This is a genomic window from Cupriavidus sp. 21MJTG02-4 (assembly GCF_057798975.1).
On sequence record NZ_JBYOJP010000017.1, the window covers coordinates 149,244 to 164,477 of the forward strand.

19 protein-coding genes are annotated in these 15,234 nt (G+C 61.9%); 1 reads left to right on the forward strand and 18 read right to left on the reverse strand.

Translation table 11 applies throughout. The annotated features are described in order from the left end of the window. Window positions 1–207: 207 nt before the first annotated feature. The 17 genes from AC3FKH_RS27740 to AC3FKH_RS27820 all read right to left on the reverse strand — a co-directional run bounded on the left by AC3FKH_RS27740 (window position 208) and on the right by AC3FKH_RS27820 (window position 14,559). Window positions 208–1,806, reverse strand: coding sequence for a hypothetical protein (locus AC3FKH_RS27740; RefSeq protein WP_488678913.1), 1,599 nt, complete (start codon window positions 1,804–1,806; stop codon window positions 208–210). 68 nt (window positions 1,807–1,874) lie between these two features. Then, window positions 1,875–2,267 carry a hypothetical protein gene (locus tag AC3FKH_RS27745; RefSeq protein WP_488678914.1) on the reverse strand — a complete coding sequence of 131 codons (393 nt, stop codon included), beginning with the start codon at window positions 2,265–2,267 and terminating at the stop codon, window positions 1,875–1,877. A gap of 263 nt (window positions 2,268–2,530) precedes the next feature. Beyond that, a complete protein-coding gene (locus AC3FKH_RS27750) occupies window positions 2,531–3,001 on the reverse strand; it encodes a hypothetical protein (RefSeq protein WP_488678915.1) in 471 nt (156 codons plus the stop codon). 9 nt (window positions 3,002–3,010) lie between these two features. Beyond that, window positions 3,011–3,391, reverse strand: coding sequence for a hypothetical protein (locus AC3FKH_RS27755; RefSeq protein ID WP_035868851.1), 381 nt, complete (start codon window positions 3,389–3,391; stop codon window positions 3,011–3,013). Window positions 3,392–3,571: 180 nt separating this feature from the next. Then, window positions 3,572–3,976, reverse strand: a complete 405-nt coding sequence (locus AC3FKH_RS27760; RefSeq protein ID WP_284495040.1) for a hypothetical protein — start codon at window positions 3,974–3,976, stop codon at window positions 3,572–3,574. An 86-nt stretch (window positions 3,977–4,062) separates the two neighbouring features. Further along, complete coding sequence (locus tag AC3FKH_RS27765; protein WP_284495041.1) at window positions 4,063–4,536, reverse strand: outer membrane lipoprotein; 474 nt, start codon at window positions 4,534–4,536, stop codon at window positions 4,063–4,065. Window positions 4,537–4,699: 163 nt separating this feature from the next. Next, window positions 4,700–5,425, reverse strand: coding sequence for a hypothetical protein (locus tag AC3FKH_RS27770; RefSeq protein WP_035868843.1), 726 nt, complete (start codon window positions 5,423–5,425; stop codon window positions 4,700–4,702). 172 nt (window positions 5,426–5,597) lie between these two features. Then, a complete protein-coding gene (locus AC3FKH_RS27775; RefSeq protein ID WP_284495042.1) occupies window positions 5,598–6,398 on the reverse strand; it encodes a PRTRC system ThiF family protein in 801 nt (266 codons plus the stop codon). After that, window positions 6,395–7,036, reverse strand: coding sequence for a PRTRC system protein A (locus tag AC3FKH_RS27780; protein ID WP_035868840.1), 642 nt, complete (start codon window positions 7,034–7,036; stop codon window positions 6,395–6,397). Before AC3FKH_RS27780 ends, AC3FKH_RS27775 begins: the two co-directional genes overlap by 4 nt. A 2-nt stretch (window positions 7,037–7,038) precedes the next feature. Continuing rightward, the gene (locus AC3FKH_RS27785; RefSeq protein ID WP_488678916.1) at window positions 7,039–7,761 is read right to left on the reverse strand and encodes a PRTRC system protein B; all 723 of its coding nucleotides are present in this window, start codon (window positions 7,759–7,761) and stop codon (window positions 7,039–7,041) included. 9 nt (window positions 7,762–7,770) lie between these two features. Continuing rightward, on the reverse strand, window positions 7,771–8,913 hold the full coding sequence (locus AC3FKH_RS27790) for a PRTRC system protein F (protein ID WP_488678917.1): 1,143 nt from the start codon (window positions 8,911–8,913) through the stop codon (window positions 7,771–7,773). Window positions 8,914–9,006: 93 nt separating this feature from the next. Next, on the reverse strand, window positions 9,007–9,231 hold the full coding sequence (locus AC3FKH_RS27795; protein WP_316157447.1) for a PRTRC system protein C: 225 nt from the start codon (window positions 9,229–9,231) through the stop codon (window positions 9,007–9,009). Window positions 9,232–9,242: 11 nt separating this feature from the next. Next, window positions 9,243–9,689, reverse strand: a complete 447-nt coding sequence (locus AC3FKH_RS27800; protein ID WP_488678918.1) for a PRTRC system protein E — start codon at window positions 9,687–9,689, stop codon at window positions 9,243–9,245. A gap of 62 nt (window positions 9,690–9,751) precedes the next feature. Beyond that, on the reverse strand, window positions 9,752–11,419 hold the full coding sequence (locus AC3FKH_RS27805; protein WP_488678929.1) for a PRTRC system ParB family protein: 1,668 nt from the start codon (window positions 11,417–11,419) through the stop codon (window positions 9,752–9,754). A gap of 392 nt (window positions 11,420–11,811) precedes the next feature. Continuing rightward, window positions 11,812–12,090 carry a DUF5983 family protein gene (locus tag AC3FKH_RS27810; RefSeq protein WP_488678919.1) on the reverse strand — a complete coding sequence of 93 codons (279 nt, stop codon included), beginning with the start codon at window positions 12,088–12,090 and terminating at the stop codon, window positions 11,812–11,814. Between the two features lie 19 nt (window positions 12,091–12,109). Then, window positions 12,110–12,322, reverse strand: a complete 213-nt coding sequence (locus AC3FKH_RS27815; protein WP_488678920.1) for a ParB N-terminal domain-containing protein — start codon at window positions 12,320–12,322, stop codon at window positions 12,110–12,112. A gap of 1,664 nt (window positions 12,323–13,986) precedes the next feature. After that, entirely contained in the window at window positions 13,987–14,559 is a 573-nt protein-coding gene (locus AC3FKH_RS27820) for a hypothetical protein (RefSeq protein WP_488678921.1), read from the reverse strand. Between the two features lie 156 nt (window positions 14,560–14,715). On the opposite strand from AC3FKH_RS27820, the gene AC3FKH_RS27825 reads away from it, so the two are divergent. Beyond that, window positions 14,716–15,024, forward strand: coding sequence for a hypothetical protein (locus AC3FKH_RS27825; RefSeq protein WP_488678922.1), 309 nt, complete (start codon window positions 14,716–14,718; stop codon window positions 15,022–15,024). On the opposite strand, the gene AC3FKH_RS27830 is transcribed toward AC3FKH_RS27825, so the two are convergent. After that, window positions 15,025–15,168 (reverse strand): hypothetical protein, encoded by a 144-nt coding sequence (locus tag AC3FKH_RS27830; RefSeq protein WP_488678923.1) that lies wholly within the window; start codon window positions 15,166–15,168, stop codon window positions 15,025–15,027. Window positions 15,169–15,234: the final 66 nt, after the last annotated feature.

Sequence of the window (15,234 nt, forward strand, 5' to 3'; positions counted from 1 at the left end):
CCACAGGCCGTCCCCACAGGGAGCGGTCCCTGTGGGGAGGTTCAAGAGATGGCCGGCAGGCCGGCGTTGGGGTCGATGCGTCCAGGACGCGGGTGAAACTGTGTTTGGACTGATTCCGATCAGTGCGAACACAGCTCGCGATAGGCAGAGGCTAACTGACGACGTGACGTTCGGTGCCGCTGAAAACTCGCACCTTTGCTATGTGTTTCAAGGAAATCCCCCGGCCGGTGGGCCAGGGGTAAGTTCATTCAGGCTGCGAGCGCCCTGGGCGTGCCGGCCTGCGCCAGCTTTGCCCTGGCATAGGCCAGCGTGCCATCCTTGGCGCGCAGGCGTCGGGACATGCTGCGGTGCGGATCGCGGATGCGATATTCGCGCGCGCGGCCGCGGCACATCGACGATCTCCGAGAAGCCCTCGGCAATGCAGAAGTCCACGTACTCGCGGCCATTGAGTACCTTCCCGCTCTCAAGCCGCCAGTTGGACGCCTCAGCCCGCTTGCGGGCATCCTCGAAATCCTGCAACGCCAGCCGGTTAGCTCTCGCGGCCGCCGCCTGCTGCTCCCAGCGTTGTTGCTCCGCCGCTGAGAAGCCGCACATCTCAAAGATGCGCTGGCGACGACCCGACGCGGTGCATTGCAGCAGGTCGACGTCGAGCTCTTCGCGCAGGGCGCGCTTGGAGTCGACATTCCAGTCCTTCGGATTGTCGAAGATATGCAGAAGCGTGGCCACGTCCCGTTGAAGGACCGCCAGTGCAACCTTGTTGGGCCAGTCGAAGCTGGTCGACACGCGAGCATGCACCGCCCGCCTGGCAATATCATCGAAATGCCGCTGGCTGATCTCCAACGCTTCGCGCTGCGCTTTCGCCTTATCCATCGTCGCACGGAACTGCCGCTGCGTGATGAGGTGATGAATCCGCGAGGCAAGCGCAGAGACGGGCGCTGCGGCCTGCCCCTCCGCCGGGCGCGCTACAGGGGTGGGCCGTGGTGCAAGTACGCCAGCCTCGTACAGGGCGTCGTCCATGTGCACATCGGTGCCGTCGGCAGGGACGCGTCGAACGATCGCCAGGAGCTTCGGCGCGTTCTGCGGCGTGATTGCGATCTTCTCGAGTCGCAGGAGACGGCAGAGTGCCTGTAGGTGATGGGCCGGCAGCGCGCCACGAAGGGCTGGCACAGCGATCAGCGGCTCCAGCCAGTCCAGGTCCGACCGCCCGAAGCGCGGATTGTCGCGGTATGTGTTCAGCACACAATCACGAAGCTTTTCGCCTCGCAAGAGCGCGTACGCGACGTGCACTTCATGACGGGCGTTCGGGATCTGCGCTGGGTCGTACAACGGCCCGTTGGTGCCATAGCCAAAGCGCCGGACAAATTCGGACTGCACGTACTGCGCAATGTCGAAGGGCCCCGACTTCTCGAAGAGATCCGCCGTCTGGAACAGCGGTCCGGCCGCGCCTTGTGACAAGTCGATGGCTTCCTCCGGGAAGTAGGCCAAGCGGCCCGCCGCCAGTACGGCACCCCAGGAGGCACGACTCATTTCCTGCGGACGCAGGACCTTTCCGCCTACGCGCACGAGGAAGCGATCCACCTCATCGATGACCCGCGCGAGAATCGAACGGGCGCTTCCGCCAGGACGAACGCCGAGCTTGCCATGCGACAGGGACACAACGGGGATGTTGCCGCCCTCCACGTGGCGCACCGCGATCTCTTCGAAGCGCGGCTGGGCCGTCTCGCTTCGGTCGTCGTTGAGCAGATGCAGCACGCCGGCGAGCGTCGTGCGAGTTTCGGCACGCTGGCCGAGGGTGATGACATACATGATGTGCTCCAGGACGGAGCACGCCCCTTCGGGGACGTGCCCCGAAAGAGTTGGAATGGGATGTAGTGCTAAGCGAAGGCGGCCATGCGCGGGGTCGGACGGGACCGGCTGGCGACAATCCGGGCAGCCGCAACCTGCGACAGCAGCTCGGGACACATGATGCGCCAGATAGAGCCGCCCTGGTCGCAGCCTGCGGTACCGCGGCCCGTGTCAGCGAACTTGCCGGCGGCAAGCAACGCCGCTTTCAGGTCCGCTGGCAGGTTCCAGTCGGCCGCCACACAGAATTCGCCGGCGAGCAATGGCGCCTCCGGCAAGTTCACGCTGAGCGAGGCATAGGGCATGCCATCGTCAGCGCAGACCAGCTGGAGTGCCGGGCGCAGGTTCGAGCCATAGAGGCCAACGCGCACCCGCACGCCAGCAGGATAGCTGGCCGAGCCAGCGCCATAGACTATGTCGTCCATTGGGGATACTCCTTTGGGAGGGAGCCGCCCCATCAGGACGACGCCCGTGTGGGTCGGGAAATGAAAACGCAATCCTTATGTGGAGTGCGTTCATGCGGTGAGCCGATTGGATCGGCGCTTGCGGACTTGCGACCGCAGATGGCTGGGCCTGGACGAAACAGCGCTTAGTCTTTGTGTACACGACGACCGTTTCGGTCTGCCCAGAGCAGGAAGGCCGAGATGGCACCGCCGAGAATCAATACAAAAAGGCCGAGAGTCATAGCTCAGTCTCCTTTGGAAAGAACTGTGCCGACGAGAAATAGTGCAGCGCCGACGCCGACGAGGCAAAGAACGTCGGTTAGGGCGATCAGCGTCCATACGTTGCTAGACCCCACGTAGACGCTGGCGCCGATGAGCGCAGCGGCTGACAGCGTGTGTGCAAAGCGGCCAGACTGCTGCCGCTGATCCTTGGTTGGAGCCGTAACAGCCTTCCAGGCTTGCTCCAGCAGCCTTTGCCGACGCCGACGCGAGCGGTCAAGCTGGTAGACACCAACTTCAACCGGCTCCAGCGGATAGCGATACCCGTCCTCATGTGCGACGAGGGCATGCCCATCACCTGCAGCCCTGGCTCGCTTTACAAGCTCAAGCAATCGTGAGGGCAGCGTCACGAGCTCAGACATCGGCTCGAACTGCGCCTGACCGTTGATCTCCTCGCCTGCCGTCGATGTGAATGTGACCTTGATAAGAGTCGTCATGATGATCCCTCAGCTGCGCCGACCGGCAACCACGCGAAGCGTGGTCAGCAGATTGGTATAGCCCTCATCGGTGGAGAGTGAAGGCAAGTCGATGGCGTTGTTGCTGCCACCGCTGAGGTCATTGCGACCGCGGCACGTCCGATAGGACATGCGAATGCCGTCGGCGCCTGGCCGATGCTGGATCTCGAGCAGCAACGATTCCGTCTGAAGCGCGAACACGGCCACCTCGCGCCGGCGTTGACGATGCTCACGGATCGTGTAATCGCGTGGGCGCAATGCCATGTCACCGGCAAAGCGGCGCAGCATGCGGCATGCGTCGCGACGCAGCACCAGGCATGCTGCCGGATTGCCGGGAGCGTGGGGACGAAGAAGAGACTTGGGAAGCTTCATGGATATCCTCGAATCAGATGGGGACATCCCCTCCCTTGTCGGGACGAGTGTCCCGCAATGGGCTGGTCCGGAGTTGCCGGACAGTGGGTCGATGCGTCGATGACGCGGGTGAAAGCGACTTGCCGAACCCCGAGGGGTTGGGCAAGCCCTCCCGGGCTTGCGAATGGATAGGCCTGGATATCAGGCAATATCGAACATCTTGCTGATCGCGCGGACAGTGTCCCAAGCTTGGCGCTCGGACAGCATCTTGCCGACCAACAGTTTCTGGGCAGTGGTGACCAGGTTGGACGCATCGCCGGTATAGCCAACGCGGTCAACGAAGACCGCCCATCCTTCCGACCAGCCACGATGCACGGAGACGGCAAGCCGTTCACGTGCACCGAACTGGGGCCACTGACGGGACGACTTCGGACCGTACAAGGCTTCGTTGTCGTCATCCATAAAGTTGGCGGCGTTCAGCCATTCCGGCTCGAGCCCAGCACTGCGCAGTTGCCGACGGATGCCATCCGCGACTTCAAACATGTATTTCCCTTTCGTTTCGATCGGGGTAATGGTGATGGGTGATGCTTCTGCAACGTCGAACATGGTGAACTCCAGGTCGCGACAGAGCCCCCCGCGCGGGAGGCCCGCGTGGGGAAGGTGAAAGAGACGAGGCTCCGGACTGGAGCCCGTTAGCGAGTCAGGCGATAGCCACCGGCACTCGAGACGAGGTACAGCTGCTCGCCAGTGACGAACTGCTGATCGGCATCCTGGGTGACGACGATTTGCCGGCCGTTGTCCGTGCGGACAATGACCTCAACACCGTCGCGGCGGCCCAGATGGTTGGCCGCCGTCTGCGCGATCACCGCGGAGACGGTGCCCGACAAGGCGCCAGCCAGGTAACGACCGTTGCCGTTACCAATGACGCGAGCGCCAAGGACCGCGCCGACAACGGCACCAAGAACGCCAGGCACGCCGGTGTTTGCGGACATCAATCCGTCGCTGTCGACAATCGTGACCGGTCGGACCCGGAGGACCGTGACAGCTTCGGCACCACCACGGCGCAGCGCTTCGGAACCCCGATAGGTGTTCGGCGAAGTCGGCTGTGCAGCGCAGCCGGTGAAAATGGCGCAGCAAAGGAAAAGCAGAAAGAATCGCTTGAACATGATGGCCTCAGGGGAAAAAAAGGCCAACATGCCCACGGGCAGGAAGGCCCGTAGGTGGGGAGAGAAGAGTTGTCCGGCTATACAACCGGAAGGGTCGATGCGTCTGAGACGCGGTAGGTAACGTAATGGTAGCAGGCTCGGCGGAGAATGTGGAGCGGTCCGGCTACACCACACCGCCGAGCTCGCGAGCGAGACCATCCAGCACGACTTCTGCAAATATCTCGCGCGAGAGCCTCGATGGCTCGCCGCCGTCTTCGGCTGCGACAAGCGACAACACAGCGTCTACGACATTGAGCCACGGCCCACGGCGCGCGCGCACAGCATCGCCACCCGAAATGGGTGTTGTGTGCTGCGCGCGCGACGCTGTAGCCTCGAAGCCGGATAGATCGAACTTGGGCCGCCCGTCTCTGCGCTCTTCGCAGAAACACGCCAGAAGAAATTCGGCGTGGTGCTCCAGCGACTGGCCATTCGCCCATGCGAGTTCCTGGATCCACGCCCGCACACTTGGTCGCAGGTGAAGTTGCAGGTAGCTACCCGCAAGCCAGTTCTCCAGGTTCGGATCGACCGCGTAGTCCGCGAACTGCCAACACCAGCCATCGCCGATTGCGTAGAGGTGCTGTTCCTTGCCGTCCACCACGGCGATCGAGGGACGAAACCATTCAACTTGCTGATTTTCGTCGAAAAGGAACGCCTGCCGGCGCTCCACGTAGACAAGGTTCGGCATGGCCGCACAGAGTCCGTCGCCGTCTTCGCGTGTGAACATAGGGACCGGAAAGCCGTTCCACATCGTGCCGTTCCAGTAGGCGCCGACCGCTGTGTTGTCCGGCAGCCAGCTCCCGGTCACGAAGATGCGACGATAAGCGCGCGGCGTGTTGGAAGAATGGCTCATGAAGTGCTCCAAGGTAAGAGATGGAGCACGCCCGCAGGGCTAGTGCCCCAAGGGGTTGATGAAGGTGGTTCGCGCCAGCGGCGCGGGTATAACGGTCAAACAGGCCCCGGATTAATGCAACCCGAACGCGCCAAAGGGAAAAGCCATCCCCAACAACGCGGAGATGACGGGCTCAACCGGCTCGGCGCGGGGCGGGTTTCGCCCGCCGCTTCGGCTCGGGGAGGTGATACCCGAATCGTTCCCAAGCCTGAGGATCAACTGGCAGCGGGTTCGTGCGACCAACCGCCAGATTCACGAACGCGCCGCAGTACTGCAGGGTGCCCGTGCGAAACAGCGTCCACAGCAGGTTGTACGCTTGCACCGCCATCGCCTGGTTGATGACCAGCGACTGCTTGCTAAGTGCTTCGGCCATGGAGCACGACGGAGCCGTGTCCTTCTTGTCCCCTTTCGGGTCCAACAGCGCCGGAAAGAGATCGCCCACGTGAGGCAGTCGCTCAGCGGCCTTGCCGCGAACCTGACCGAGGATGACCTGGCCACTGTCCGACTCGTTGCCGCAGTCAAGATAGTAGCCACCGGTCCCCCGGCTCATCGCGCCCAGGATGGCCTTGCGAGCCTTACGTGTGTCGACGCACCCGACCACCATGTCGCAGGTAAAGCGATCCCGGCTACCAACGCGACAGACGCGCGCTTCCCAGCGCGTGCCCATCAGATTGTTGAGCCGGTTGACCAGCAAAGTCGCCTTGGGCTGACCGACGTCCACGGGATAGAAGCCCTGGCGGCCGACATTGGTCTCGCTGACCGTATCGTCATCGTAGACCGTGCACTCGATGCCACCGGGGTGGCCCAGCTCAAGCATGGCGTGATGCAGCCGCGCCAGATTGGGAAGCAAGGCGCTGCCGGTACCGCCAGCACCAACGACGACGACATTCCAGGCGCGTCGGGTCATGACCTCGGGAATACGATGCTCGATCATGACACGACCTCCAGGCTGGCAGCTGCGTACCACTCTGCCGGCACGCTCTCCACCGCCTCGAAGATGCCCTTGGCACAGAGCCTCAGGGCCATGGAAGGGACAGGCGCAGCGCAGTTGCCCAACACGAACGCAAACTTCACGTCGTGCTGGTCGTCCACATCGTCCGTCGACGAGAAGTAGGCCGGCGATCGGCCATGGGAGTGGCAGTCAACGACCAGCACATCATCGTCTGCCAGCGCTGGCCGGTCATACTTCAGGTGGCCAGCACTGTGCTCGAGGATCTGCACTGGCACCAGCCTGAAGGCCTGGCTCGTAGTATTCCACACCACCCACGCACCCGTTTCCTTGGGATACGCGGTGCGCGCCATTTCGGCAAACTCGCCGATCAATCGTGCGGGAATGCGGCCGCACAGAAGATCGGTCTCTTCGCTCGCGTTGCCATACGGGATGGTCGTGCGATGCTGGAAACCGCCGAGCCGGCGAACGACCTTTAGCCAGGGCCGCGTGATCTCGAGGAACACACCGTTGGCTGCGATGAGCAGCCGTTCCCCCGCCCGGGTCATGGGTTCGAGCGTGGAAAGGCGCGGAACCATGATGGACGGGAAGGATTGTTGCAGGGTCACATCAGCAGGATGCATGGTCAATGGTCCAATTTGCCGGCGATCAGATCGGCCAGCGTACGTTTCATGGGGATGAGAACCTGCCTCGGGTAGTCCGGAAACTTCCCGTCAAGCATGTCCTTCCAGAAGGCGTAGGCGCCGCGCTTGTACTTCACGCGCTGGCCGCCGTGGTTGGGATGGGTGAATGCCGAGTTGAAGAACCCGGATTCCCAGCCTGCAATGGAGGCGACGTCGATCTGCTTTGGCACATGTGCGCTCCCAATGCAGATCTTCCCGTTGTCCCACGTATTGAAGTAAGGCGGCTCGAAAAGCACCGTTGCCGACACCGGCCGCTCCTGCCCGGGCAGTGCGAAGACACGGAACCCCGTGTGCGACGCCTGGAAAACGAGGGCCGGATGCGGCACCACGGCGCTGCACTCGCCAAACTCCTTGCAGTTGAAGAACACACGGCGATGCGCTGCTGGACTCCACCACGTCACTGCGGCGGGGCTGATCGACAGCACATTGGGCGTCAGGAACTCGCCCTTTGGCAACGAGGCCTCGGCGACCTGGCGCACCGCTTGAATCAGCGCCAGCCGATTGAGCGGCGTGCCGGCCCCGATCACAGGGCGGCCGGTGTTTCCGTCCGTTTCAATTCGATGCGCAGTGGCATACGAAAAGTCTCCGACAGCGCGGCCATAAAGCAAAATGGCCCCTTGCAGGACCACGTCATGCGACCGCGAAGTGGTCAGGATCTCGGCCATGGGGCCCTCCTATGAAGAAATGTGTGTGAGCACGCGGTCAAGCGCGCCGATGATTTGCAGCATGTCCGCCATCTCGCGGAACTGCTGGCGGATCGCCGCGGCGTCGTCTGCAAGAGGAATGAAGCACTGGAACATCGTGGCGTCGCCAGCGTTGTTCAGGCATTCATAGTGGTCGTCAAGGATCTCCGACACATAGTCACTGGGACGATAGGCGATGGTCGCGGCCGAATAGGCCGGCTCCGCCCATTGGGCGCCGGCGATGGCCGACCGCTCCCCCGCCCTGGCCAGCAGCAGCCGAAGGTCGGCGAGCGCCGTACAAAGCTCGCCCAGCCACCCACTATGCAAGCGAGCCAGAGCGCGCAAGTTGCGCGGACCCAGCTCCCGCAGATGCGCGGAAGCCGCATCAACGTGCGCATACAGTGGCAGGGTGTCGTCCGGTGCAAGCTCGGCGCGCACCACCGACGGCAGATAGCGCTCGATGTCGGCTTCCTCGCCGCCGAAGTTCTCTTTGAGGAACTGCCGGGCGTTCTCATCGTCGGCCAGGGTCGCGTCGTGATCCCAATGCCAGCGGGCGAACTGGTCCAGCAGCATGTCAGGCGTACGGACGAACAGCGACTTGCCGCACGCGGCATTGATCAGGTTCATTGCGGTGAAGAGCAACGACGGGTGGGCCGCACGAATGGCTTGCGCCCGCGCTTCCCCGATCGCATAGACCTCCTCGCCGGGCAATTCGATGGCCAGGTAGAGCGGCGCTTCAAGCCCGTCTTCCCAGCCGAACTGCATGACCTGGTCCATGGCAGCGCCGCGATCGACTAATTTCGCGCCGAACTGCAATCGCTGACACACTGGGATTCGCTTCCCCAGCCATGCGAACATGGCCTGTGCGAAAGCATCCCCCGCACTGGTCGGGTTCAACACATCACTGGCCCGTAGGATGCCGGCCGCAAACTGCGCCAGCACCAGATCTGTAACCTCCAGCTCATCGCCATAGGTGAGGCGCGCAGTGGCTGGTACAGAGCCTGGAAGCTTCGGCAGTGTCAGAAAATCATGGGCAGGTCGACGTCCGGCAGTGGAATGCTGTCGGTGTGGCGTCCATGCGGGTTGCTGTCCCGCATGGATGTCAGGAACAAACGACCGAGGATCGAACAACATTGTTGGGTCTCCTCAGAATGTATAAAAACCGCCCTTTCGGGCGGCTCCTTGTTGATGGAGGCAAACTGTCCCGTGGACAGTGCCTTCATGAGGTCAGATTTGCGCATCGGCGCCCTTCGCGCCCGCGGCGCGGACGAACGTGTAGCGCGCGACTTCCCCCTTGTGCTCCGGGCCATCCACCGCGGCGGTGGTCAGCTCGGGGTACTGGGCGGAATAGACGTCGCGCACCTGCTGGGGCGTGAACTGCGGACCGGGGTCCATCAGCGTCATGCCGTTATAGGAGAACTCACGAGTGAGCTTCTTGACTTCGAGTGCCATGCCAGTCTCCTTTACAGCAGCGATGCGAGGTCGGTGCCGGCCGTCTTGGCCGCGCCGTCGTCAGCTTTCGCCGCTTCCTGCGCGCCAGCACTGCGTTCCGGCTTGTCGTTGTCATCGTCCTCCTCGGACGTTTCGGATGCCGTCGGCGCCGCAGCCGTGGTCAAGGCCTTCGTGGCTTTGGTCGACTGCGAGGTCTTGGCCGCCTCCAGGATGGACCTGGTGGCCTCGACCTGCTCAGCAAGCGACTGACGCGCAGCGCTGACTCCTGCAATCGCGGCGGCGAAACCTTCATCAAGCTCCGCCGGCGTCGCCGACAGCGCCAAGGGCGTGCTCAGCGCAGCATCTGCAGCGTCCTTGACAACAGGCACGACAACGACAGACATGGTGTCGCCTTGCGTGGTGAGCGTGACGACGACCTTTTCGCTCGCGCGAACGAGCGCAGCCAATTCCGTGAACATAGTGAATCCTTGGGAAATGAATGAGGCGGAGGGCGCCTTGGCGCCTCCGATTGGAAAGAAGATTAGTAGCCGAGGACCTTGGGCACCTTGCCGGTGTAGTCGAAGCCGTCGACGGCCAGAAGGCCGGCAACAACCTCAGCCTTTGATTTGCCAAACAGCTTGGCAAAGCCGTCTCCCAGCACCTTGCGGATGCCAAGTTCGTCAGCCAGGACCTTCATCTCGGACTTCGTCAGCATCTCCAGGAAGTCCTGCGATTTCTGCAGGTTCCAGTGATTGCGCAGGTCGAGCTTGTGGTACCGGCACAGTTCCCGGAGATTGTTCACCTCCATGCCGCCAATTGCCGCTACTGTCATGCCGATCGTCAACTGGTGGCGACGGCCCTCGTCCATGCCATGCACAGCCGTGAGACAGCCTTGCAGGGTCGAGGACGACTTCTGCTCGGTGAGCTTTTCGAAGAACTTGCCCATCACGTCGCCGCCAATATTGCGCGACAGACCGTTCATGGCGATTGCCAGCAGGTAGGCGTTGGCTTGCTCGGTACTCTGCGCGACTTCCTTGCGCAGCGCCTTGCGCCAGAGCTCGGTGCGGTACTGCTTCACCTTCTCCGACTCGCTGATCACCGTAACCGGCTTTTCGGCAGTAGCGGACGATTTTTCGCCCTTCGTTGCCGCGGCTGGCTTGCCAGCGGTCTGCCTTGCAGCAGGCGCCTTGGCCACGTCACGCTCCGCCTTGATTCGGGCAGCCACCTTCTTCTGGTTGCAGGCCGTATCGAAGCACTGGCCGCTGTAGACCTTGCCCATGGAATCCGGCAGACCGCTGACCGCGGCACCGAAGTTCTGGCAGGCATGGCAAGCCTTGGCCTGTTCCTCACCGACCCCGGTTGGACCATCCACCTTCAGCTGAATGCGGGTATGGTTGTCGCCGGACCGGATGATGCGCACGATCGGATACTCTTCCTTGAGCCCGTAGACGATGCCTTCGAGCTTGCGGTCGGTCTTCTCGGCATAGCAGGCTTTGTTGGTGCAGTTGCCGGTAGCGATCGCCTCGCCAAACATCTCTGTTTGCAGCGAAGAGTTGTGCGGGCACGTGGCGCAGTCGGTCTTGTCGAAGATGGCCACTTCCAGGCTGCACGCAGCCGCCTCGATGGTCTTCTTCAACTCCGACACCGCCTTCTTCTCGCTGATGATGACCGGCAGGAGCTTGTCCTGCTTGTCCTTGGCGAGTGTGGCGAGCAACTCGGCGTGACCGAGTTGAATCTTGCGCTCATTCAGTGCCGCCTGAACATCCGGGCTGCAATTCATGAGAGCAAGGCGCTTATCCAGCGTCGCGCGGGACCAGCCCAGGAGCCTGGCGGCTTCCTCGCGATCCCCTTTGCAATGGCCGACGATCTTCGAGGCGGCAACGGCCTCTTCAGACGGCGACATGTTCGCGCGCTGGGCGTTCTCGATGAGCGCCGCTCGGTCGGCCTCGTCGTCGGTCATTACCTTGACGAGGGCGGGAATCACCCAGTCGATGCCGTGGGCCACCACCGCACCGCGGTAGCGACGCTCGCCTGCGATGAGCTCAAACTCAAACTCGTCGTCTTCGATGGGGCGAAGCAGGATGGGCTGGTAGACACCAGAAGTCCGGATGGACTCGGTGAGTTCAGCCATTTCGAGCGGATCGAAGTACATGCGCGGATTGCGGCCAGTACGGATCTTGCTAAGGGCAACAGCAGACGGATATTGCATTGGGGGTTCTCCGGAGAAGAATGGGGAACCCGTTGCCGCACCGGGAACGTGGTTCCCGGTGGGATGGAATGGATGGACTGGCCCGGCTAAACGGGCGGCCACCGTACTGCAGAAGCTGGCACCTTGCGGTGCGGGGTCGATGCGTCAGGGACGCGGAAAGTGATGTGAGGATAGCCAATATTGGCTTGCGTAGCAAGATCCCGCAATTTGGTTGCTGCCACGTGACGGCGAATCACAGCCAGACACAGACCCGGTTCGCATGGAATGCGGCCTTGAGGAAAACGTCAAGGTTTTGGTGACAGTTGGCGGCCGCTTGCCGCGCCTACATTGCTTCTGGGCCTTACAGTACGAACATGCATTGGCACCTCAGTTCTTACCATGGCGCGAAACGGCTACGACCACTCATACCGCGGCAAAACCTCTATCTCGTCGGCCCTCACATCGAAATGCAGCAACGTGATGCCAAGTGACATCGCGTATTGCATTACCTTCTCCAGGTCCTCTGGTATTGCATAGTGTCTAGCAGAAGGTGCGTAGACGTTAATGACCTCCACAAAATAGCTCGCAAAGTTATTAGCCAAAACGGGCTCTTGACCAAAGCAGCAAAAAGTCTCTTCCGATAGGTGGAAGGCGGAAAGCGTCAAGTAGTAGTCAACCGGCAATTTTTTCATTGTGGTTCCCAATCGTAATTCAGCGGCAAGCGACGCTACGGTAGCGCTGCTCCCCGGCGACGAGCTCGAAATCGAACTCATCGTGCTCGATGGGGCGAAGTAGGATGGGTTGATAGACACCGGAAGCACGGATGGACTCGGTGATTCCAGCCATTTCAACCGAATCAAAGTACGTGCGCGGATTGCGAGCCGTACGGATCTTGCGAAGGGCGACAGCAGTTGGGTATAGCATTGTGGGTTCTCCGAAGAGGAATGGGGAACCCGTTGCCGCACCGGGAACGTGGTTCCCGGTGGGATAGAATGGATGGACTGGCCCGGCTAAGCGGGAGGCCACCGTACTGCAGAAGCTGGCACCTTGCGGTGCGAGGTCGATGCGTCTGGGACGCGGAAAGTGGTAAGAGAATATCCGAAGTGAGCCCTCCGGATCAAATAGCCCGCCACTCGCCCGACCTGGTGACCGTAGTCGACGGATTGGCTGCTAGTCTAGTTGTTTCAACAAAATGCCCTCTCGAAAGGAGGGCGGGGAGCAAGTCCGAGAGGGTTCTCCGTAGCGAGGAATACGGAAACCCTCATATGGGGCGAACAGCTTTCGCTGTCGCCCAAAAGCTCGCCAATTTCATACGCCTTTCGCCTCATATTGACTCGGTCGGGCCAGTACGACCGAAGGCCCGGCCGCGCGCGACTGGGTGCACTGCGGCACAGCCGCCGACGCATGCTCCAGAAAGCCCCGAGCGAACTGCGGCTCGCCGCTGGCGCGCTTCACCAGCCTGACGAATTGCCCAAGCGCAGCGATCGGATCCTCCTGCACAAGGTAGGCCTCCAGATCCAGAAGGCCGTTGCCCGCTTAGCGAAAGCCACTCGGCAGCCGCTGACCGTCCAGCGACACGACTCGGCGGTCCAACACATGGTTGACCACCATCGCCTCGGTGAATCCGCACTCGAAACCAAGAATGATTCGACGCCCGTCATGCGATGTGTACCCGTTTCTGCGAGGTCACAGGTCGAGTGACAGCGGGACCGTGATCGATTTGGAGCCCTTCCCCTTTCGTCCCGACCGCTTACTTGTTCGATTATTGCCGTGGCGGGGGCCTGCACCTCCGTTCCGCTATTGCGGAGGCTCACTTCGAATATATGTGGAGGGCCGGCGTTAGCTTCTGGGAGACAGTCATGTTGTGAGCATAACCAGCGGGACGTGAGCGTTCACCGTCTCGTCGAAAGCCACGGCCGGCACGTACCGGCCGATTCGGGTTTTGTGGTTGCGGAGGCCAGGGCGGGGTCGTCTGATGGCATGGGCTTCGTAGTTAAGGCCACTTAACGAGCGTCGGGCGTTAATTAAAATTTTGGCAGAAAACTTTACTAAGGCTGAGCAAAGCCAGCGAATTGTGTCTAGAGCACATCACGCAGAGTCATGGGGAGGCTCACTTCGAATATATGTGGAGGGCCGGGCTTGGCTTCCAGGAGAGAGCATGTTGTGTGCGTAACCGGCCACAACTTCCACGTTCAGCGGGTTACTTTCTCCGTCGTAGTACGCCTGCAGCTGCCGTTAAGCCCACCGGGGGGTCGGTCACGACTGTCCCAGTTTATTTGGAGGACATAGCGCTCCCGATCGTGAGCCCGATTCCCCACGCTTTCAGCGCATCGACGCTGCCGGAGTACCGGCCATCCATTTTTTGGAGCCTTGGCATCCGCTGCCGAGCATGGCTGAGCCGGAGAAGGCGAGTTGTCTGCTAACGGATTTAGGTGACTACGATTCCGATCACTTGGCGTGGCTGCACAATAAGGCGAGCCTGCATGCGGTGGACTCGTAGTTCAACCGCATCCGCCGCCGATCGGCGATGCTTGAGCAGCCGATCAAATCCTCCGCGAACCGTGGCCGGGTGTGGAATGGGATTCCGCCTACCGTCCGGAGCAGATCGGCAAGCTGCCGCTCGGGGATAAGACCCTAGCTGCGGCTTGACCTGTCGCGCGTCGCTGTCGGCTTGCCTCGCGCACGCGGTTCACCACATCCCACCGGCGCAGGTCAACCTCTTCCGGGTTCTCCAGGTTGGAGTGGTCAAGCACCGGCCCATCGTCCCCGAACGGCTCATAATCAGCGGGCAGCTTGCCTTCTGCCTTCAGCTTGGCGGTCTGCATCTTCGACAGGCCGTGACTGGTTTCGCTGATGGCGACATAGTCCCATCGTGCGGGCACTGCGGCCTCCGAAAACCACGCCTCGCCCTCCCCCGACGCGACCAGCGCCACGACGTCGTAGATGCTGCCGGTCGGCGACGGCATCGCCCGAACCTCGAAGCGCAGCACTTCTCGCCTCGGGTACCAAAACGTCCGGTCGAGATAGCGCTTGAACGTGAAGGCATCAAGCATCGCGATTTCCGCGTATTGCGGGTCGCCGGGCGGGATGAACTCGCGTTCGCTCCTGGGCCGTGTGCCGAGGGAAACCTCGCGAACGGCGGGGGTCTGGGGTGATGACATGGGATTTCCCGAAAAGATGCCCAAATTCTATAACTTTCGGGCGCAGCTCCGGCCATGTGCGCCTTGAGAATGGTGTTCGGCGAGTCTCGCCGGCCGGCGGCCTTGACTTCGCGATGGCGCCGGTATCCTGGTCATAGACCATTCGGTACCTTTACCATGCGCTTCACCCGCTTCGAACGCTACACCCCCATCGACTTCAACGCCCGCCGGCAGGCCGCTTTCGCGCGCAAACAGCAGCGCGAGCGCGACCGATACCCGCTCTTCCCCGAGCACGTCGCCGCGGAGCAGCACAAAGCCGACGAAGAGATGGATCGCCGGCAACGGCAAGCGGACAGGTTCGAAGCGAGCCAGCGTGCGTTCGCGGCCCGCGTGTGGCGCAAGGCCCGTACCCGATTCTTTTCGTTGCCGGAAGCCGTCAAGGTGCGTATTTCGGGGCGCGTGATCAGCGATTTCGGGGGAACGTGATCACCTGTTTCGGCGGGAAGCTGATCGCTGGTTTCGGCGGAACGTGATCACTTCGGCGACGCCGCCGAAATCGGTGATCACGTTCCCGAAACGAGTGATCACGTTGCCGAAATGGGTGATCAAGCAGCCGAAATGGGTGATCACGCACCGTAATGGGGCCGAGCAAGGGTTAGGGGTGGGACTGCGCATGGACTAGAACGCCGGCGATAC